Origin of the sequence: Aminobacter sp. MSH1 (assembly GCF_003071665.1) — a bacterium.
GTDB lineage: Bacteria > Pseudomonadota > Alphaproteobacteria > Rhizobiales > Rhizobiaceae > Aminobacter > Aminobacter niigataensis.
In genome coordinates this window covers 5077825-5096007 of sequence record NZ_CP026265.1, presented here as the reverse complement: position 1 = coordinate 5096007, position 18183 = coordinate 5077825, and the positions used below count along the sequence as shown (strand labels likewise).

The 18183-nt window shown below is 61.9% G+C and carries 21 protein-coding genes; 14 read left to right on the top strand and 7 right to left on the bottom strand.

Going from position 1 to position 18183, the window contains the following annotated elements; translation table 11 throughout:
- Positions 1-17: 17 nt before the first annotated feature.
- Entirely contained in the window at positions 18-1667 is a 1650-nt protein-coding gene (locus CO731_RS25285; protein WP_108609364.1) for a lysine--tRNA ligase, read from the bottom strand.
- 158 nt (positions 1668-1825) lie between these two features.
- Here CO731_RS25285 and CO731_RS25280 point away from each other — a divergent pair, with 158 nt between their 5' ends.
- Positions 1826-2239 (top strand): tellurite resistance TerB family protein, encoded by a 414-nt coding sequence (locus CO731_RS25280; RefSeq protein ID WP_108610050.1) that lies wholly within the window; start codon positions 1826-1828, stop codon positions 2237-2239.
- A gap of 6 nt (positions 2240-2245) precedes the next feature.
- On the opposite strand, the gene CO731_RS25275 is transcribed toward CO731_RS25280, so the two are convergent.
- Positions 2246-3088: a transporter substrate-binding domain-containing protein gene (locus CO731_RS25275; protein WP_108610049.1), complete on the bottom strand. Its 843-nt coding sequence runs from the start codon at positions 3086-3088 to the stop codon at positions 2246-2248.
- 432 nt (positions 3089-3520) lie between these two features.
- Between CO731_RS25275 and CO731_RS25270 the strand changes: the two genes are divergently transcribed.
- Together CO731_RS25270 and CO731_RS25265 are read left to right on the top strand one after the other, a co-directional pair.
- Complete coding sequence (locus CO731_RS25270; protein ID WP_108609363.1) at positions 3521-4867, top strand: glycosyltransferase; 1347 nt, start codon at positions 3521-3523, stop codon at positions 4865-4867.
- 62 nt (positions 4868-4929) lie between these two features.
- Positions 4930-5559 (top strand): hypothetical protein, encoded by a 630-nt coding sequence (locus tag CO731_RS25265; protein ID WP_159091699.1) that lies wholly within the window; start codon positions 4930-4932, stop codon positions 5557-5559.
- Here the strand turns inward: CO731_RS25265 and CO731_RS25260 are convergent.
- On the bottom strand, positions 5524-5760 hold the full coding sequence (locus tag CO731_RS25260; RefSeq protein WP_108609362.1) for a DUF6471 domain-containing protein: 237 nt from the start codon (positions 5758-5760) through the stop codon (positions 5524-5526). The two genes, CO731_RS25265 and CO731_RS25260, sit on opposite strands and share 36 nt — an antisense overlap.
- 104 nt (positions 5761-5864) lie before the next feature.
- Here CO731_RS25260 and CO731_RS25255 point away from each other — a divergent pair, with 104 nt between their 5' ends.
- The 3 genes from CO731_RS25255 to CO731_RS25245 all read left to right on the top strand — a co-directional run bounded on the left by CO731_RS25255 (position 5865) and on the right by CO731_RS25245 (position 7611).
- The gene (locus CO731_RS25255; RefSeq protein ID WP_108609361.1) at positions 5865-6827 is read left to right on the top strand and encodes an IS1595 family transposase; all 963 of its coding nucleotides are present in this window, start codon (positions 5865-5867) and stop codon (positions 6825-6827) included.
- An 80-nt stretch (positions 6828-6907) separates the two neighbouring features.
- Positions 6908-7243, top strand: coding sequence for a type II toxin-antitoxin system Phd/YefM family antitoxin (locus CO731_RS25250; protein WP_159091724.1), 336 nt, complete (start codon positions 6908-6910; stop codon positions 7241-7243).
- Between the two features lie 26 nt (positions 7244-7269).
- Complete coding sequence (locus tag CO731_RS25245; RefSeq protein WP_108609359.1) at positions 7270-7611, top strand: type II toxin-antitoxin system RelE/ParE family toxin; 342 nt, start codon at positions 7270-7272, stop codon at positions 7609-7611.
- Here CO731_RS25245 and CO731_RS25240 read toward each other — a convergent pair.
- The gene (locus CO731_RS25240) at positions 7603-8073 is read right to left on the bottom strand and encodes a hypothetical protein (protein ID WP_108609358.1); all 471 of its coding nucleotides are present in this window, start codon (positions 8071-8073) and stop codon (positions 7603-7605) included. The genes CO731_RS25245 and CO731_RS25240 overlap by 9 nt on opposite strands.
- A 27-nt stretch (positions 8074-8100) precedes the next feature.
- Here CO731_RS25240 and CO731_RS25235 point away from each other — a divergent pair, with 27 nt between their 5' ends.
- Entirely contained in the window at positions 8101-8418 is a 318-nt protein-coding gene (locus tag CO731_RS25235; RefSeq protein WP_108609357.1) for a WYL domain-containing protein, read from the top strand.
- Positions 8419-8604: 186 nt separating this feature from the next.
- Complete coding sequence (locus tag CO731_RS25230) at positions 8605-9207, top strand: glycosyltransferase (protein WP_159091723.1); 603 nt, start codon at positions 8605-8607, stop codon at positions 9205-9207.
- A gap of 3 nt (positions 9208-9210) precedes the next feature.
- Here the strand turns inward: CO731_RS25230 and ppk2 are convergent, their stop codons facing one another.
- On the bottom strand, positions 9211-10149 hold the full coding sequence (ppk2, locus tag CO731_RS25225) for a polyphosphate kinase 2 (protein WP_108609355.1): 939 nt from the start codon (positions 10147-10149) through the stop codon (positions 9211-9213).
- 99 nt (positions 10150-10248) lie between these two features.
- Here ppk2 and CO731_RS25220 point away from each other — a divergent pair, with 99 nt between their 5' ends.
- The 3 genes from CO731_RS25220 (at position 10249) to CO731_RS25210 (ending at position 13479) form a co-directional block, all read left to right on the top strand.
- Positions 10249-11526, top strand: a complete 1278-nt coding sequence (locus tag CO731_RS25220; protein WP_108609354.1) for an ATP-binding protein — start codon at positions 10249-10251, stop codon at positions 11524-11526.
- Between the two features lie 140 nt (positions 11527-11666).
- On the top strand, positions 11667-12392 hold the full coding sequence (gene phoU, locus CO731_RS25215) for a phosphate signaling complex protein PhoU (protein ID WP_108609353.1): 726 nt from the start codon (positions 11667-11669) through the stop codon (positions 12390-12392).
- A gap of 73 nt (positions 12393-12465) precedes the next feature.
- Positions 12466-13479, top strand: coding sequence for a magnesium and cobalt transport protein CorA (locus tag CO731_RS25210; RefSeq protein WP_108609352.1), 1014 nt, complete (start codon positions 12466-12468; stop codon positions 13477-13479).
- A 190-nt stretch (positions 13480-13669) separates the two neighbouring features.
- Here the strand turns inward: CO731_RS25210 and CO731_RS25205 are convergent, their stop codons facing one another.
- The gene (locus CO731_RS25205) at positions 13670-14188 is read right to left on the bottom strand and encodes a GcrA family cell cycle regulator (RefSeq protein ID WP_108609351.1); all 519 of its coding nucleotides are present in this window, start codon (positions 14186-14188) and stop codon (positions 13670-13672) included.
- A 353-nt stretch (positions 14189-14541) separates the two neighbouring features.
- Here CO731_RS25205 and CO731_RS25200 point away from each other — a divergent pair, with 353 nt between their 5' ends.
- The 3 genes from CO731_RS25200 (at position 14542) to CO731_RS25190 (ending at position 17776) form a co-directional block, all read left to right on the top strand.
- Complete coding sequence (locus CO731_RS25200; RefSeq protein WP_108609350.1) at positions 14542-15735, top strand: aspartate aminotransferase family protein; 1194 nt, start codon at positions 14542-14544, stop codon at positions 15733-15735.
- A 14-nt stretch (positions 15736-15749) separates the two neighbouring features.
- Positions 15750-16667 carry an ornithine carbamoyltransferase gene (argF, locus tag CO731_RS25195; protein WP_108609349.1) on the top strand — a complete coding sequence of 306 codons (918 nt, stop codon included), beginning with the start codon at positions 15750-15752 and terminating at the stop codon, positions 16665-16667.
- A gap of 116 nt (positions 16668-16783) precedes the next feature.
- Complete coding sequence (locus CO731_RS25190; RefSeq protein WP_108609348.1) at positions 16784-17776, top strand: Hsp33 family molecular chaperone; 993 nt, start codon at positions 16784-16786, stop codon at positions 17774-17776.
- 4 nt (positions 17777-17780) lie between these two features.
- Here CO731_RS25190 and apaG read toward each other — a convergent pair whose 3' ends face one another.
- Positions 17781-18173, bottom strand: coding sequence for a Co2+/Mg2+ efflux protein ApaG (apaG, locus tag CO731_RS25185; protein ID WP_108609347.1), 393 nt, complete (start codon positions 18171-18173; stop codon positions 17781-17783).
- Positions 18174-18183: the final 10 nt, after the last annotated feature.

Below are 18183 nucleotides of genomic sequence, written 5' to 3'. Positions count from 1 at the left end.
CCGGCCTTGTTTCGATCCTACGCTGCCAGCTTGCCTTCCAGCGCGCTGCGGATCAGCGCCCGGGTCTCGGCGATGCCGTAAAGCGCTGCGAAGGAGCCGAAGCGCGGGCCGCGCTCCTGGCCGATCAGAACCTGGTAGATCATCTGGAAGAAGGCGCCGGATACGCCGGGGCCGCCTTCCGGGCTCTGCTTGGTGTGGTCCTGGTAGCGCTCGATCTGGCGTGCGACATTGAGCGAGGCGTTCTGGATGGCTTCACCGTCGGCACCAGCCGGCAGCGCGCTGAGCGCCTTCTCCAGCGCTTCCAGTGCCGCACGTTCGACGTCGTCGGCCGCCCGGAAGGTCTTCGTTGGCTTTACGAAATCGTCGAAGTAACGGACGGCATAGCCGGTCAGCTTGTCGAGTTCCGGATGCGTCTCAGGCGTCACGCCGGGCGCATGGCGCGAGATGAAGCCCCACAGCACGCCCTTGTCGTGCGCATTGGAGGCGCTGACGAGGTTGAGCAGCATCGAGAACGGCACCGGCATGTCGACGACGGGCGGGTTGCCCGAGTGCATGTGCCAGACCGGATTGCCCAGCCGTTCCTTCCACGCCTGCCGGGGATAGGCGGAGAGGAAGCTGTAGTACTCGTCCACCGCCTTCGGGATGACGTCGAAATAGAGCTTCTTGGCCTGGCGCGGCCGCTGGTACATGTAGAGGCCGAGGCTCTCGGTCGGCGCGTAGGTCAGCCACTCGTCGATCGTCAGGCCGTTGCCCTTGGACTTCGAGATCTTCTGGCCGTTCTCGTCGAGGAACAGCTCGTAGACGAAATGCTCCGGCGCGCGCCCGCCGAGCAGGTTGCAGATGCGGTCGTAGATCACCGCATTGGTCTGGTGATCCTTGCCGAACATCTCGAAATCGACGTTGAGGGCTGCCCAGCGCATGCCGAAATCCGGCTTCCACTGCAGCTTGACCTTGCCGCCGGTGACCGACAGCGTGGTCTCGGTGCCTTCGTCGTCGAAGGTGATGGTGCCGGCCTTGGCGTCGACGTTCTTCATCGGCACGTAGAGCACACGGCCGCTCTTGGGCGAAATCGGCAGGAACGGGCTGTAGGTCGCCTGGCGCTCCTCGCCGAGCGTCGGCAGCATCACGGCCATGATCTGGTCGTAGCGCTCGGCGGCCCGCAGCAGCATCGCGTCGAACTTGCCTGCCCTGTAGTACTCGGTCGCGCTGGCGAACTCGTAGTCGAAGCCGAAGGTGTCGAGGAAGCGGCGCAGCATCGCGTTGTTGTGATCGCCGAAGCTGGCGTAGTCGCCGCCGAACGGGTTGGGTACGGCAGTCAGCGGCTTGTGCAGGTGCGGCTCGAGGAAGGCGCGGTCCGGCACGTTCTCCGGGATCTTGCGCATGCCGTCCATGTCGTCGGAGAAGCACAGGAGCCTGGTCTTGACCTTGTTTTCGGTCAGCACATGAAAGGCATGGCGCACCATCGTGGTGCGCGCTACCTCGCCGAACGTGCCGATATGCGGCAGGCCCGAAGGGCCGTAGCCGGTCTCGAACAGGACGGTCTCGGGAAGGCCGGTTTTCTTGTAGCGCTCGACGATTTTCTTGGCTTCCTCGAACGGCCAGGCTTTGCTTTCGGCAGCCGCCGCGAGGATTTCCGGGTTGAGATCTATTGAGTTTGATCTCGTCATGTCGAGAGCCCTTTTTATTTGGGCGGAAATTCCGCCGAAGACGGCCATGCTCTATGCGTGCATGCCGCGGGCGTCAACGATTCCGCCCATTTTTCGTTGCGGGAGGGCCGCGGCGTTCCTAAGTTCTGGTGGCATTCAACCCCGTTCTGGAGAATTTCATGCCCATGCCGACCGCCCACGAGGCGCTGATCTACCTGATGGTCGTCACCTCCGCATCGGACCGCGACATGACCGATGTCGAGCTGGCGCGGATCGGCGAGGTGGTCAGGACATGGCCGATCTTCCTGGATTTCGACGCCAAGCGCCTGATTGCGGTGGCGCAGGATTGCCAGATGATGCTGCATGCCGACAACGGCCTCGACGATATCCTCGACACGGCAAGGCGGGTGATCCCCGAACGGCTGCACGAGACCGCCTATGCGGCCGCCTTCGAGGTCGCCTCGGTCGATCTCGAGATGCGCATGGAGGAGGTGCGGGTGCTGCAGCTTCTGCGCAAGCACCTTAGCGTCGACGCCCTGACGCTTGCAGCGATCGAACGCGCCACCAAGGCGCGCCATCGCACGCTGACCTGACGGCGGCTAGAAGAAGCTGACCGGGAAATACCTGAGATAGAGCTCGGCGAAGGTGCCCTTGGCCGAGATCTCGTGCAGCGCGTAGTCGAAGGCGGTCGCAAGGGCCGCGTTGTCCGGCTTGGCAGCGATCGCCAGGCCGGTGCCGAGATATTCCGGCGCCAGGTAAGGACCGCCGGCAAAGCGGCAGCAGCCGGCGGCATCCGTTCCGGCAAGCCAGAACGACAGGCGCATGCCGTCGCCAAAGACAGCATCCAGCTTGCCGTCCTTGAGGTCGGCATTGAGCCAATCCGGCTTGGTGTAGGTCACAACCTTCACACTGCCGAAATAGTCGCGGAGCACGCGCTCATGCGCCGAGCCGGCAAGCACGCCGACGCGCTTGCCCTGCAGCTTGTCGACCAGCGGCTCGCTGACGGCTTGCGCCTTGCGCATGATGAAGCGCGCCGGGAACTGGAGATAGGGCCGCGAAAAGGCGTATTTCTCCCGCGTCGTCGCGGTCGCCGGCACACCGGCGATGATGGCCTCGCCTTCACCCGAATTCAGCGCGCCGTCGAGTTCGGCCCAGGGCAGGGCCTGGATCTGGCATTTCTCGGCAATGCCGAGTTCGGCGCAGACGGCGCGGGCGAGGTCGATATGGAAACCCGACAGCCTGCCGCTCTTGTCGATGAAGTTGAAAGGCGGAAAATCGGTCGTGGTCAGAAAGCGCAGCCGTGGCAGCGTCGACAGGTCGGGCTTCTGCAGGCGCTCCTTGCTGTCCCACAACACCGGCACTTGCGGTTCGGCTGCCTTGGCCGGGCCAAGCAATGCTGCGAGCGAAAACGCGAACGCAAGCAACTGCGGTGCGGGTTTCATGAGTGCGCTCCGGCCCTGGCTGACGCGTCGCTCCTGCAAGCGACGATGTGGTTCGACGTCTCTCACAGAGCGTTTCCGCATCCGGGTGGATGCGCTGGACTCTGAATGGTTGGCAAGAGCTTTAGCGCGTGAAGGCGGCCAGGAAAAGCAATTGTGCAGCAGTGCAATCCGAAGCAGCTGAATTTCGCAAGAGATATATCATGATATATTGACCGGGGAGAGTCTCACCCGTTTGGAGCATGGCGTCCGGGGTGGCGATATGCATTATTGCCGCGGGGTTAGTTGCAGCACTGGGGATGTTGCAATGAGACTGGACCGGTCGCCGCGGGGGGGATGCACGCGAACGTGCAGGCTGCGTCAAGCAGTCGGTGCGGCATGGTTCGATGACTATCGAAGTATCCAAATTTGCGGCTCGCAGGCCGTGGGTGCGTGATGGTTGCGACGGACTCCAGTCACGCAGCCATCCGCCCCTCTTTTTCTGTCGGCTCTCCCGAACAGACTTTCCTTACAGAGGCCAACGACAACAGCCACGGTGTCTACGAACTTGCGCTGGCGAACTTGCCGGAGTTGCAGCCAGCACTTGATCGGCTCGGACTTCCGCTCGCAAAACGCCTCGCATTCGCTTCGCGCGCGGCCTTCCATGGCACGACCTTCCAGACGGAATTGCTGGCATCCGGCGAGGTCTCGGAGCAGGCCTTTTTTGCGGCGATGGCCGACGAGATCGGGATCGAATGCCTGACCTCGATCGATCCGCAACGGCTGCTGATGACCGACGAGGCCTGTTGGGCGCAATTCCACCGCACCGGCCGGGCAATATATGCCAGACTGTGCGAGGCACCGGGACGCCACACGGGGATTGTTGCGCCGGACCAGGCGGGCTGGCGCCTGCTGAAGCAGCGTTGCCAAGCCAGCCCGGATCTCCGGCTGCGCATCAAGGTGGCGGCACCATCGCAACTGCGGGAAGCCTTGCTGGAGCGCTCTCGCCCGATGCTGACGCGATTTGCGGTGGGCAATCTCCACGACAACAGGCCCGACTGTTCGGCACGCAACGTGTTCTGGCCGTGGCAGACGTACAGCCTCGGCATGCTGACGGTGTTGTTGCCTTTCGCCGTCGCCACCGTGCCGATGCTGGCACTTTTTGCCCTGCACCTGTTGCTGGTTTCCTTTTTCATCGCCTGCTCCGCATTGCGCGCCATAGCCGCGATCGCGCGTCCGCCCGTTGTGCAGATGCCGATCTCGCTGCCGCTTTCGCCCGATCTGCCGGTCTATTCGGTGCTGGTTGCACTCTACCGCGAGGCCGACGTGGTGCCCGACCTGCTCGTCGGGCTCGGCATGCTGCAGTGGCCGCGCAGCAAGATCGAGATCAAGCTGGTGTGCGAGGCGGACGATACAGAGACCATCGCGGCGATCAGGGCCCACCCTTTGCGCGCCTGCGTCGAAGTCGTGCTGGTGCCGCCATCGCTGCCACGCACCAAGCCCAAGGCCCTGTCCTATGCCCTGCCGCTGGCGCGCGGTGAACTGGTCGTGCTCTACGACGCCGAAGACAGGCCTCACCCGATGCAGCTCGCCGAGGCCTGGCGGCGCTTCGAGGCATCCGGCCGCGAACTGGCGTGCCTGCAGGTGCCGCTCGAAATCGCAAACCGGCGTGCCGGCCTGATCGCCAACATGTTCGGTTTCGAATATGCGGCGCTGTTTCGCGGCCTTCTGCCCTGGCTCGCCCACAACCGGATCATGCTGCCGCTGGGCGGCACGTCGAACCACTTCCGCGGTCTTATGTAGCAAAAGCACCAAAGGTGCCGCGTGAATAGATTGACTCCACTTCCAAGCGGAATCCTGCTTTCTTGCCCGTTATGGGGAAGATATTTCGCTTCGTTTTGCTCGGCATCACCAGCGCATTCATGGCGATGTTTGCGGAGCCGTTCTTTTCTGAGCTTTTGCGTCGAGTCGGTGTCGATACATCGGCTTGGGTTCAGCCGGCGATGGCGCTCATGAGTTGGGCAACGTCAACACCCTGGTTCCAATTTCTTACCGTGCTTTTCATGGGCGCGACTATCGGGGCTTGGCTCGATTGGCTGCTTCGAAAAGTCGATGCGCGGTCGAGTGATGTACGCGTGGTCGTCGCACAACGCCTCGCATCTCTTGGGAAGGACCTAGAAACCCTTGGGCAATTCTTTGATCTGAATTCACCCCCTTCGATTGCGCAGCTAGAGCGGTATGTCGATCAGGTCAGGTCTGTGGAAATAAGCGTGTCGAAACTGGGTGTCACAGTACCCCGGATCAGCTATGAAGCTGACCCGATTGGCTACATCGACCGAATGCGCGCCTATGCCTCCCGCATCGCGCCCTTGATAGCGGACGGGCATATCGCGGAAGCCAAGCGAATTGGCCGCGAGATATCTGAGAAAATCAGAAAAGAAGCTCCCACCTTACCGACTTCACAGCCTAAACTCACTCACAGAAATCACGGTTAGACATTGCAGCAGAAAAGCAGCCGTAAAGCCGCCTCGGCTGATCTTGTTATTCAGGTTCCGTTCCGTTTCGTGAACGCCAAGCTGGGCCAGTTTCTCGGCTAGCTGCGCATAAGTCACACCCTTCCGCTTCAACTCGGCCTTCAAAAGGTTCTTGGCCTTCGTCTCGTATTCGACGGTGGCAGGATCGTCCTTGCGCGCCATTACCGCGACTCCATAAATATCATCGTATACGATGATATAAACCCTTGACAATGATGATACAAGACATCATATCTGGTGAGCAAAATCATCGGATATGATGACAAATGGCCCAACACTTCCTCCTTTCCGCCGAAGCCCGCACCCTCTCCCTCAAGGAAATCTACAAAGGTGGCGAGGAACAGGCTTATGAGGCGTTCAAGCGTCTCCGCTGGACCGAGACGAAGGGTGAGCCGGTTTGCCCGAAGTGTGGATGCCTGGATCACTACAGCATCCCGACGCGCCGCAAGTTCAAGTGCGCCGCCTGCTATGCGCAGTTCTCCGTCACGTCGGGCACAATGTTCGCTTCGCGGAAACTCGCCTTTGTCGATCTTCTGGCCGCGATCTGCCTGTTCGTGAATGGTGCCAAGGGCATGTCGGCGGTCCAGTTCTCGCGTGATCTGGACGTGCAGTACAAAACCGCCTTCGTTCTGGCTCACAAGCTGCGCGAAGCCCTGTCGGCTGAAACCGTCAACGAAACGTTGGAAGGCGAAGTCGAGATCGACGGCGCATACTTCGGCGGCCACGTCCGCCCGGAAAACCGCGTCGAGGACCGCAAGGACCGCCGCGTGAAGGAAAACCAGTCAGACCGCCGCCGCGTTGTCATCGCCCTGCGCGAGCGCGCTGGCCGCACCCTGACATTTATCCGCCACCGCGAAGCCGAAGGCGTCGAAATCGCCCGCGCTCGCCTGCTCGCCAGCGCCAAGCTGTTCGCCGATGAAGCTACGCATTGGGACGTGCTTGAAGCGCAGTTCGAAACGGGCCGCATCAACCACAGCGTCAGCTACAGCGACGGTCATGGCAAGCACACGAACATGGTCGAAAGCTATTTCAGCCGTCTGCGCCGCATGGTTGGCGGGCAACACCACCACGTCTCGCACAAGTACCTCTACCAGTACGCAAACCACGCCGCATGGCTGGAGGATCACCGTCGCCGCACAAACGGCGGCAACGCCTTCGCGCTACTCGGTGGCGCGCTCAATCATCCGGTGTCGCGCGTGTGGGCGGGCTACTGGCAGCGCGCAGAATGAAACCTTCATGGTTTGTTCATTGTTTGGACCCTATTGACGTTAAAATGTACAATCTATATATAACTTACGGAACGCTCAAAATGCACAACCCAGCACAACAGGCGAATCCAGCGATCCAAACCAACAAATCGGAACAAACAAGATCGGTAAAAGCCATGACCGCTCTCACCACCTATTCGGCAACGGAGGCACGGACCAAATTCGCAGACATCTTTAATGAAGCGCACTACGGGAGGCCGGTATTGATCGACCGCAATGGCAAGAAAGTCGCCGTTGTATCGATGTCGGTACTGGAACGTTTAGCTGAACTCGAAGCCTGCATTGACAGCCTTGCTGCTCAACAGTCACTCGATGAATTTAGAGAAAAGGGAGGACGGACAATGGAAGAAATAGAAGCTGAGCTAGGATTAGACTAGCTCCCTAAAATAACAGGGAGGGGACATTGATCCCAACGCAAATAATCTTTTCGCCTTCGGCGGAACGCGATATCAAAAGGCTGATCAAGGAACGCCAGAAAGACGTTATGGCCGCCTTGAAAAAGCTTCGGGATGGCTCGGAAACCTTGGAGATCGAGAAGATCAAAGGGTTCCCGAGCTTTTTTCGTATTAAGGCTGGCCGTGAAATGCGGATTATCTACCATCCGCTTACGACCAGCCGTATTGTGGTTTTGGTCATCAGGGACCGGAAGGAAGCCTACCGGGGACTCAATGGGCTGAACAAAAAGCTTGAAGCGACACTGCACAAGATAGAGGCCGAGGCGAAGTCAGCGTTGGGTTTAGGGTAACGACGAATCTCGCCGCTCCCAATTCAAGTTCCCCTTTGCATCCTTAGCCGCCCGCACAAGCCCCTCCTCTCGCATCTGGCGCAGGGCCTTGCTCACGCGCCTTGTCAGGTCGGCCAAGTACTTCCTGTCCCGCGCATCCTCGCCCCGCATGGTGACAATCTCTCGGGCTATGTCGCGGCTGGATAGCGGCCCTGTAGCCTCGCGCAGCTCGCCATAGATCGCCCTGGACAGCTCGCCCCGTCCGAAGATCACTTCGCGTTTCTGGCGCGGCATGGCGGCGTCCAGATCGCCCTTGTAGCCCAACACGCCCAAGGTGCGGTCCATCGCGCCTATATCGTTGCGTATCTCGGCAAGCCTGTCTCTGATGCGCTCGGCTTCATTGAACAGATCGGCACGCTTGGCGAGCAAGCCTGAAATGGTGTGTTCAAAAGTTTCTGTTCTGGCTGGTCGAAAGATGTTCATAATGCATGCTCCGGGGAGGGATGGACCATGCACCAAGGGACGCTTTGCGATGCCATCAAAGGAAAGAACGTCATCACAATCCGATATGACGATGACATTCTCGAACGTACCTTCGCGCCCTACATCGTCTACCGCTCAACTAAGAACAACGTTCTCGTCGCGGGCTACCAGATCAATAATCCCGCCGAGCCATTCGAGAACAATGAATGGCGGAACCTAACCGTCGACAAACTGAAGGCTATCAGCATCACCAACGACACGTTCAGAGTTGATGTCGAATTTGATCCGTTCCATGAGCGCTATCGCGGCAGGGTCATCTGCCACGTGTCCAAGTATGGCCAGTAGGTCGAAAATAGCTCCATCTATTGCGTCGTCGCGGCCCAGTGTTTGAAACCCCGATAGGGCCGACATTGCCAGAAAACGGATGCGCTTTGCGTCCATAGGTGCCTCCTTAATTTCGTTGATTTGCGGCTGCTGCGGTAGCGGCAAATTTGGTGCTTTTGCTACATAAGACCGCACTTCCGTCGCGAAGTGCTCGACGAGGTCGGTGGCTGGGACCCCTACAACGTCACCGAGGACGCCGACCTCGCGCTGCGTCTGGCCCGCCATGGCTACCGCTGCGAGACGCTGTCCTGCGCGACCCGCGAGGATGGCCCCGAGGACCTTGTCGCGTGGCACAATCAGCGCGTCCGCTGGTTCAAGGGCTGGATACAGACCTGGCTGGTGCATATGCGCGAGCCAAGCGCCTTGGCCTCTGAACTGCCGCTCGTTTCTTTCGTCGTCACGCAGATCCTGTTTGCCGGCATGGTGCTGTCGTCGCTGCTGCATCTGGTGCTGATCGCGATGCTGCTGGGCCTGGCCGTACAGGTGCTGTTCGACGTGCCGATGAGCCTGTGGCAGTCCTATCTCGTCGCCTTCGACGTCATCAGCATCCTGCTCGGCTATGGCGCCTTCCTGTTCCTCGGCTGGCTGGTGCTCAAGCCCAGGGACCGGCGCGGCTTCTGGAAGCTGTGCCTGTTCACGCCGGTCTATTGGACGATGCTGTCATGGGCGGCATGGTGCGCGCTCTACGAGCTCTGGCGGCGTCCGCACCATTGGGCGAAGACGCCGCATCGCAAGGCTCGTGCGTTCTGAGCTTCAATCCTTCAGGAATTTCAGGCCCTCGGCGATGATCTTGCCGTCGGGCCGACCGACCTCGTCGAGGTCGCGGCCGTCATAGGCCAGCGCGCGCAGGATGTGGCGGATGACGGCGATCCGTCCGCGCCGCTTGTCGTTGGCCTGCACGACAATCCATGGCGCGTGTTTGGTGTGGGTCTTGTCGACCATCAGTTCGACCGCCCTGGTGTAGTCGTCCCACTTGCTGATGCCGGCGATGTCCATCGGCGAGAACTTCCAGCTCTTCAGTGCGCTGTGGCGCCGGTCATGGAAACGCTTGAGCTGCATCTCCTGGCTGATGTCGAGCCAGAACTTGAAGAAGTGGATGCCCTCGTTGACGATCATCTGTTCGAAATGGGGCGTCTCGTCGAGAAACTGCCGGTGCTGCTCGGGGGTGCAGAACCCCATCACCGGCTCGACGCCCGCCCGGTTGTACCAGGAGCGGTCGAAGGTGACGAATTCGCCGGCCGTCGGGAACTGTGCGACATAGCGCTGGAAGTACCATTGGCCGCGTTCGGTCTCGGTGGGCTTGGTCAGCGCGACGTTGCGCGCCGTGCGCGGGTTCATGTATTCGCGCACCGCGGAGATGGTGCCGCCCTTGCCGGCCGCGTCGCGCCCCTCGAACAGCACCAGCACCCGCTTGCCGGTGGCTTGCAGCCAGGCCTGCAGCTTGACCAGTTCGACCTGCAAATGCTCGAGCGTCTGCTCGTATTCCTTTTGCGGGAGCTTGTCGTCGTAGGGGTAGTTGCCTGATTTGAGCGCCTTCTTGTCGATCCAGTCGGGAAGGTTGGGGTCGTTGATGTCGAAGGTGCGCTCGTCCTTGCCGATCTTGATCTCGACCGGGCCGGCTTTCGGTGCCGCATCCGCGGTCGGAGCCGCATGGCCGGCTTCGGCCTTCTTGCTTTCCTTGTCTTTTTTCATGGTCACGGCACCTTTCCAGCTTGGCAAGTCATGCTATTGGGTGGCTAGGAAGCGGTCCAGAGGCTTCTTGAGGGCGCGCGTCGCCGCGGAAAAGTTCGTATGGCTGAGACCAGCACCCAGACGAGGACGAGGCGCACGGCGAAGCTTACCGCCGGTCGGCTCTACCAGAACCGCTGGATGCTTGCCGCGGCGATCCTTGCCGTCCTTGCCGTCCGCCTTTTTGGGGGAGCCTCGGGTGGGTTCACTGCCGCAACGATCGTCGCGCTCGTGCTGGTCGCGCTCATAGCACCGCGCACCCCGGCTGCCCGTCGCATGGCTGAAGCGAGCGCCCGCGTTGAACGCTCGCCGCTCGACAGGCTGTCGGGCGAAAAACTCGCCGCGGCGGTCGCCGAGCCGCTGATCATCTTCGGCCGCGACGGCACAGTGGTCCACGCCAACGAGGCGGCTGAAACCGCCTTCGGCGCCATCAGGCCCCCACTGCCCGTGCTGCTGAAATTCCGCGCTCCCGAGATGCAGGCGCTGATCGAGGCGGTACTTGGCGGCGAGGGAACGGCGCAGACGGCCGACTATGTCGAGCGCGTCCCATTCGAGCGCGTCTATCGCGTCACGGCTTCGGCGGTTGGCCGCGGTACCGGCCTTTTCGTGCTCGCCTTCAAGGATCAGAGCGAGGCGCGCCGGATCGACCGCATGCGCGCCGACTTCATCGCCAACGCCAGCCATGAGCTGCGCACGCCGCTGGCCTCCATCGCCGGTTTCGTCGAGACGCTGCGCGGACCGGCCCGCAACGATCCCAACGCACGCGACCAGTTCCTGCAGATCATGCAGAACCAGACCGGGCGCATGGCGCGCCTGATCGACGACTTGCTTTCGCTGTCGCGGCTGGAAATGAAGCCCTATCTCAAGCCCGGTGTGCGCGTCGACCTGCGCCAGACAGTCGAGGCGGTCATCGACTCGCTTGCGCCCCTGGCAGCCGGGACCGGCGTGGTGATCGAACGTGATTTCGCCGAAGGTCCGCTCGAGGTTCACGGCGATCGCGACGAGCTGTTCCAGGTGTTCCAGAACCTTCTGGAAAATGCCTGCAAATACGGCCAGTCGGGTGGCCGTGTGGTGGTGTCGATGAAGCGGTTGGCGGAAGGAACGCAGCCGGAGATCGAGGTGACGGTCCGCGATTTCGGACCGGGCATCCCCGACGAGCATATTCCGCGCGTGACCGAGCGCTTCTATCGGGTCGACGTCGAGACGAGCCGCGCCCACAAAGGCACGGGGCTGGGCCTCTCGATCGTCAAGCATATCCTGACCAGGCATGGCGCGCGCCTGTCGATCCGCTCGAAGCTGGGCGAGGGCTCGGCCTTCACCGTCCATTTCCCCGTCGCCTGACTGCGGACCGCCCGCTTCCTGCTGGTCCGGCGGCAACTCGCAAGTTGCGATCCTTGCCCATTTCTTTTTTCCGTCATGTCGTTAGCCTATGAGTGCGGATTCAGGATCACGATTCCGCGCACATTCCAGGAAGTTCGCCGATGCTTACGCAACACACTGTCCGGGCCTATGACGAAGAACTGCAATTTCTGGCGAGGAAAATTGCTGCAATGGGCGGGCAGGCCGAGCGCATGGTCGATCAGGCGATCAATGCGCTCGTCAATGCCGACCACACCCTGGCCCAGAAGGTCGTCCAGGACGATCTGCTGCTAGACGAGGCCGAGCGCGAGATCGACGACAAGGCGATCCTGGTCATCGCCCGGCGCCAGCCGATGGCGACCGACCTGCGCGAGATCATCGGCGCGATCCGCATCTCGGCCGATCTCGAACGCGTCGGCGACCTCGGCAAGAACATCGCCAAGCGTGTGGCAGCGGTGGCCGAGGGCCGGCAACCGAACAGCCTGTTCCGCGGCCTGGAGGCGCTGGCCGAACTGGCGCTGACCCAGCTCAAGGACGTGCTCGACGTCTACGCGTCGCGCTCGGTCGAGCGCATTGGCATTGTGCGCGACCGCGACGAACAGATCGACGCCATGTACACCTCGCTGTTCCGCGAGCTTCTGACCTACATGATGGAAGATCCGCGCAACATCACGCCCTGCACGCACCTTCTGTTCGTGGCCAAGAACATCGAGCGCATCGGCGACCATGCCACCAACATCGCCGAGACGATCTACTACATCGTCACCGGCGAGCAGATGCCGCCGGAACGGCCCAAGGAAGACAAGAGCCACGGCGTGACGCTCACCGACGATGGCAAGTCCGGCTGAGGCAGGCCCTTCTTCCCGGCGTGCGGAAGGTCTAGACTAGGAACGTGATCAGGCGGCCTCGCAGGGGTGCAGCATGACCGAATTTGCCAGGAAGTTCGACAAGAGCGCTGAACTGGAGGACGGGGTTGTCGCCTCCAGCGTCTATCTTGGCGGGCGCCGCATTGCCGACATCGCCATCGAGGAAGCCGGCGACTGGGCAGCAAGGGAAGGACACGTCGTCTGGATCGGCCTGCTTGAGCCCAGCCGAGAGCTGCTGTTGCGGGTCCAGCAGCAGTTCCACCTCCACGACCTCGCCATCGAGGATGCCGAGCATCCGCACCAGCGGCCGAAGATCGAGCAGTATGGCGACGCGCTGTTCATCGTCGCGCGCACGGCGCAGCTGGTCGAGGGGCGGGTGAACTTCGGCGAAACGCACATGTTTGTCGGCAAGGGCTACATCGTCAGCGTCCGCCACGGCGTATCGACGTCCTATGCCGCCGTGCGCCAGCACTGGGAGAGTTGCCCCAGTGCGCTCGCCAAGGGCGAGGACTTCATCCTCTATGCCATCCTAGACTTCATCGTCGACAACTACATGCCGGTGCTCGAGCAGATCGAGGAAGAGGTCGACCGCATCGAGGACGGCGTCTTGGCGCGGCCGATGACATCAAAGGACATCGAGCGGCTCTACATGCTGCGCCGCGACCTCTTGCGTCTGCGCAATGCCGCCGGCCCGCTGGTCGAGGTCTGCCGCAGGCTCACCAGCGCCGACCTGCCGCAGTTGCGCCCGGCCATGCATCCGCTGTTTCGGGACGTCACCGATCACATCCGCACCGTGCTGGAGAAGGTCGACAATTTGCGCGAGGTGCTGGCATTCGCCTTCGAGGCGAGCCTTCTCGTCGGCCAGAGCCAGGAAACGGCGATTGCCAAGAAGCTCGCCTCGTGGGCGGCCATCCTCGCCGTTCCGACCGCCCTTGCCGGCATCTACGGCATGAACTTCGCCGACATGCCGGAGTTGCAGTTCAGTTACGGCTATCCCACCGTGCTTGTCGCCATCGCAACGATCTGCTCGGTGCTCTATTGGCGCTTCAAGAAGAACGGTTGGCTGTGAAAGAAGAGCGAATAGCGAATAGGGAGTAGCGAATAGAAAAAGGGCCCCGGGTCGCCTTGACGCCCCGAAGCCCTGAAACTTGTTTTATTCGCTATTCGCTATTCGCTATTCGCTATTCGCTATTCGCTATTCGCTATTCGCTATTCGCTATTCGCTATTCGCTATTCGCTATTCGCTATTCGCTATTCGCTCACCGCGACCGGCGGCGCTCGGAAGCCGGCTGGAAGGCGATCTTCGAGTGATAGCCGCAATAGGGGCCGCTCTCGCCGGCTTCGTTGCCGCAGAAGTTGAAGTCTTCGCTCAGCGGGTCGCCGTTCGGCCACTTGCAGGTACGCTCGTTGAGCTGCACCAACTGGAGCCGGCGCGAGATCGGCACGACGACGTTTTCCACCGGGCGGAGATAATGGCGGGCAACCGGCTCGACGTCGAACTGCGCCTGCAGCGCGGTAGCGCCGATGCTGGCGGTAACCGTGCGTGTCACGGTTGCGGTGCGCTGCACCGTCTTGGTCGCGGTGGTCGCCGTGGTCGTCTTCTTCTGGCGCGCCGGGGCCGCCGTCGCGCGGCCGCGGCTCGACAGCTTCAGCCGGTGAACCTTGCCGATGACGGCATTGCGGCTGACGCCGCCCAATTGTGCCGCGATCTGGCTTGCGCTCAGACCCTCCGACCAAAGTTTTCTGAGAAGTTCGACCCGCTCGTCAGTCCAATTCATGAGACCGTGCTCCTGATTTAACGCGCAGAATCCGGAATCCTTTTCCGCCCCGGCAAGCCGGGTGGGCACCACATCTATTCGATGGATATGTCCGCCGCACGAAATCTAGTTATTTCTCAATTACAGTTATCGATGCGCTGACTCTGTGACAAGAGTCCCAGGGGTCTTCACGATTCGGTTTTTACGGTTTTCCCCAACTTGCCGAGTTCGACCTCGCTGCAGCGGCAGGGGAGAGATGGAACGCACGCGTCTATGCGACGTTTTCGTTGACTTTGTGGCCGAAAAACCTGATATAGCCCGCAGGGCCGCCGCTGAGGCGGCTTTTTGATTTTCCGGTTCCGGAGAGGCATATAATGAGCGGATCGGCGCTTTACGAGACGTTTGCTCGCGTACCCCTGGCTTTCGAGCGAGGCGAGGGTTCTTGGCTGATCACCGAGACCGGCGAGCGATATCTCGATTTCGCTGGTGGCATTGCTGTCAATTCGTTGGGCCACAGCCATCCGCATCTTGTTGCAGCGCTGACCGAGCAGGCCGCCAAGCTGTGGCACGTCTCCAACCTCTACCAGATCCCCGGCCAGAGCCGGCTGGGCGAGCGGCTGGCCGAAACTTCGTTTGCCGACCGCGTGTTCTTCACCAACTCGGGCGCGGAAGCGCTTGAGTGCGCGATCAAGACCGCGCGCCGCTACCAGTATGTGAACGGCCATCCCGAGCGTTTCCGCGTCATCACTTTCGAGGGCGCGTTCCACGGCCGCACGCTGGCAACCATCGCCGCTGGCGGACAGGCGAAGTATCTCGAAGGTTTCGGCCCGAAGGTCGAGGGTTTCGACCAGGTCGCCTTCGACGACATCGATGCCGCCGAAAAGCTGATCGGACCCGAGACGGCGGCGATCCTGCTCGAGCCGGTGCAGGGCGAGGGCGGTATCCGTCCGTTCCCCACGCAGTCGCTGAAGCGCCTGCGCCAGCTGTGCGACAAGCATGGCCTGCTGCTCATTTTTGATGAAGTCCAGTGCGGCGTCGGCCGAACGGGCAAGCTCTACGCCTATGAGTGGGCGGGTGTATCGCCGGACCTGATGGCGATCGCCAAGGGTATCGGCGGCGGCTTCCCGGTCGGTGCCTGCCTTGCCACCGAAGAGGCGGCAAAAGGCATGACGGCAGGCGTGCACGGCACCACCTTCGGTGGCAATCCGCTTGCCATGGCGGTCGGCAACGCCGTGCTTGACGTGCTTCTCGAAGAAGGCTTCCTCGAAGAGGTCAGCCGCAAGGCGTTGCTGATGAAGCAGGGCCTGGCCGCGGTCGCGGACGAGTTCCCCGATGTGATCTCGGAAATCCGCGGCACAGGGCTGATGCTTGGCGTCAAATGCACCATGCCCAATACTAAGGTGAACATGGCGCTGCGCGACCAGAAGCTGCTCGCAGTGCCGGCAGGCGAAAATGTGCTGCGTCTTCTGCCGCCGCTGACGACCACCGACGCAGAGATCCAAGAGGCGCTGGCGCGCATTCGCGCCGGAGCTGCCAGCCTCTCCAAGGCCGCCGCCAACGGCGGGTAAACCAAGGACGTTACATGACCAGCGGAATTCGTCATTTCACCGACCTCTCGGCACTTTCCGGGAGCGACCTTCGCGGGATTCTGGACGATGCGGCTGCGCGAAAGGCGCGGCTGAAAGCTGGCGAACGATCCAAGCCCCTCGAGGGCAAGGTGCTGGCGATGATCTTCGACAAGCCGTCGACGCGCACGCGCATCTCGTTCGATGTCGGCATGCGCCAGCTCGGCGGCGAGACCATCATGCTGACCGGCACCGAAATGCAGCTCGGCCGCTCGGAGTCGATCGCCGACACCGCCAAGGTGCTGTCGCGTTATGTCGACGCGATCATGATCCGCACGACGGCGCATGAGCGGCTGATCGAGCTGACCGAAAACGCCACCATCCCCGTCATCAACGGCCTGACCGACGACACCCATCCGTGTCAGCTGATGGCCGATATCCTGACCTTCGAGGAACATCGCGGCCCGGTGGGCGGCAAGACCTTTGCCTGGACCGGCGACGGCAACAACGTGCTGCATTCGCTGCTCGAGGCCTCGGCCCGCTTCAGCTTCAACGTCAACGTGGCGGTGCCGGAAGGCAGCGAGCCGGAGCAGAAGTACATCGACTGGGCCGGCGCCAACGGCGGCAAGGTGACGCTGACGCGTTCGGCCGAGGACGCGGTTCGCGGCGTCGACGCCATCGTCACCGACTGCTGGGTTTCGATGGGGCAGGAGCACCGCGCGCGCGGCCACAATGTCTTTTTGCCATACCAGGTCAATGCCGACCTGATGAAGCTCGCCAAGCCCGATGCATTGTTCATGCACTGCCTGCCCGCCCATCGCGGCGAGGAAGTGACCGACGAGGTGATCGACGGCCCGCATTCGGTGGTCTTCGACGAGGCGGAAAACCGGCTCCACGCCCAGAAGGCGGTGCTCGCCTGGTGCCTGGGCGCTTGAATGGCTGATCCCGCGACCCTATCTGGGGCGGGATCAATCTATTGTCATCAAAGCCATGTTCTGCGACCGTCGGAGGGCCGATTGGTCGCGGAATTGTTTATACGGGATGAGTTCCAGTGACTGAGACCGAACGCAAGCTCGGCGAATTCGGATTCGCCGGCGACGACCATGTTGTTCCATTCGCGGTGGAGCCGCTCGACGTGCGCGGCCGCACCGTGCAGCTTGGGCCGCTGCTCGACCAGATTCTCGAGCGGCATGACTATCCGGAGCCCGTGGCCCGGCTTCTTGCCGAGGCCTGCGTGGTGACCGTGCTGCTGGGCACCTCGCTGAAGTTCGAGGGCAAGTTCATCCTGCAGACCCGCACCGACGGGCCGGTGGACATGCTGGTTGCCGATTTCACCACGCCGCATTCTCTGCGCGCCTATGCCCGCTTCGACGCCGACCGCGTCGATGCGGCGATCGAGGCGGGCATGACCGCGCCCGAGGACCTGCTCGGCAGCGGCGTTCTGGCGCTGACCATCGACCAGGGCGAGCACACCCAGCGCTATCAGGGCATCGTCGAACTCAACGGCATTACGCTCGAAGAGGCAGCCCGTGCCTATTTCCGCCAGTCGGAGCAGATCCCGACAGATGTGCGCCTGTCGGTGGCAAAGCTCGTCCTGCCCGCCGAGGGCGGCCCGCGCGAACATTGGCGCGCCGGCGGCCTTCTGGCCCAGTTCCTTCCGGACTCGCCGGAGCGCCGGCGCATCCAGGACATGCATGGCGGCGACGGTGACGAGCGCGACGTCAGCGTGCATCCCGACGACAATTCCTGGCAGGAATTGCTGGCGCTGGTTGCCACCATCGAGCCGACCGAACTGATCGACCCGACTGTAGGCACCGAAAGGCTGCTGTACCGGCTGTTTCACGAGCACGGCGCGCGCGTTTATGAAGGCGTGCGCGTTGTCGATGAATGCTCGTGCTCGAGCCAGAAGATCAAGGGCATCCTGCAAGGCTTCACGGCCGAGGAGATCAACGACAGCGTCGAGGACGGCGTCATCCGGGTGGCCTGTGAATTTTGCTCCAAGTCATACGAGTTCGACCCGGCCGAGTTCGCACCGGCCCAATAGCCGGTCAGTTCAGCCTGTGCCGGGCGTCGGGAAGGTCGAGCGAGAAGGCGGGGGTGGCGATTTCGAACGTCTCGCCGGCCTCGTTGCGCATGGTGTAGCGCCCGACCATGATGCCCGATGGTGTCGAGAGCGGGCAGCCTGAAGCGTACTGGTAGCTGTCGCCGGGATTGAGTTCGGGCTGGTCGCCGACCACGCCCGGGCCCCTGACCTCCTCGACCTTGCCGCTGGCATCGGTGATATGCCAGTAGCGCGACAACAGCTGGACGAATTCGTCCGAATTGTTCTCGATCGTCACGCGATAACCCCAGACATACCGGTTCTCCGAGGGCTCGGACCGGTCCTCCAGGTAAAACGGCTCGACCTCGACCGCGATGTTGCGGGTGACCGCGCGATACATATGCTGCGCT

Bases quoted from the DNA above. Each gene is read 5' to 3' on its own strand.
- CO731_RS25200 (WP_108609350.1), top strand. From the start codon at position 14,542: ATGAGCGGATCGGCGCTTTACGAGACGTTTGCTCGCGTACCCCTGGCT.
- CO731_RS25280 (WP_108610050.1), top strand. From the start codon at position 1,826: ATGCCCATGCCGACCGCCCACGAGGCGCTGATCTACCTGATGGTCGTC.
- CO731_RS25275 (WP_108610049.1), bottom strand. From the start codon at position 3,088: ATGAAACCCGCACCGCAGTTGCTTGCGTTCGCGTTTTCGCTCGCAGCA.
- CO731_RS25240 (WP_108609358.1), bottom strand. From the start codon at position 8,073: ATGAACATCTTTCGACCAGCCAGAACAGAAACTTTTGAACACACCATT.
- CO731_RS25235 (WP_108609357.1), top strand. From the start codon at position 8,101: ATGCACCAAGGGACGCTTTGCGATGCCATCAAAGGAAAGAACGTCATC.
- apaG (WP_108609347.1), bottom strand. From the start codon at position 18,173: ATGTATCGCGCGGTCACCCGCAACATCGCGGTCGAGGTCGAGCCGTTT.
- CO731_RS25255 (WP_108609361.1), top strand. From the start codon at position 5,865: ATGGCCCAACACTTCCTCCTTTCCGCCGAAGCCCGCACCCTCTCCCTC.
- phoU (WP_108609353.1), top strand. From the start codon at position 11,667: ATGCTTACGCAACACACTGTCCGGGCCTATGACGAAGAACTGCAATTT.
- CO731_RS25285 (WP_108609364.1), bottom strand. From the start codon at position 1,667: ATGACGAGATCAAACTCAATAGATCTCAACCCGGAAATCCTCGCGGCG.
- CO731_RS25205 (WP_108609351.1), bottom strand. From the start codon at position 14,188: ATGAATTGGACTGACGAGCGGGTCGAACTTCTCAGAAAACTTTGGTCG.
- ppk2 (WP_108609355.1), bottom strand. From the start codon at position 10,149: ATGAAAAAAGACAAGGAAAGCAAGAAGGCCGAAGCCGGCCATGCGGCT.
- CO731_RS25250 (WP_159091724.1), top strand. From the start codon at position 6,908: ATGCACAACCCAGCACAACAGGCGAATCCAGCGATCCAAACCAACAAA.
- CO731_RS25270 (WP_108609363.1), top strand. From the start codon at position 3,521: ATGGTTGCGACGGACTCCAGTCACGCAGCCATCCGCCCCTCTTTTTCT.
- argF (WP_108609349.1), top strand. From the start codon at position 15,750: ATGACCAGCGGAATTCGTCATTTCACCGACCTCTCGGCACTTTCCGGG.
- CO731_RS25260 (WP_108609362.1), bottom strand. From the start codon at position 5,760: ATGGCGCGCAAGGACGATCCTGCCACCGTCGAATACGAGACGAAGGCC.
- CO731_RS25220 (WP_108609354.1), top strand. From the start codon at position 10,249: ATGGCTGAGACCAGCACCCAGACGAGGACGAGGCGCACGGCGAAGCTT.
- CO731_RS25210 (WP_108609352.1), top strand. From the start codon at position 12,466: ATGACCGAATTTGCCAGGAAGTTCGACAAGAGCGCTGAACTGGAGGAC.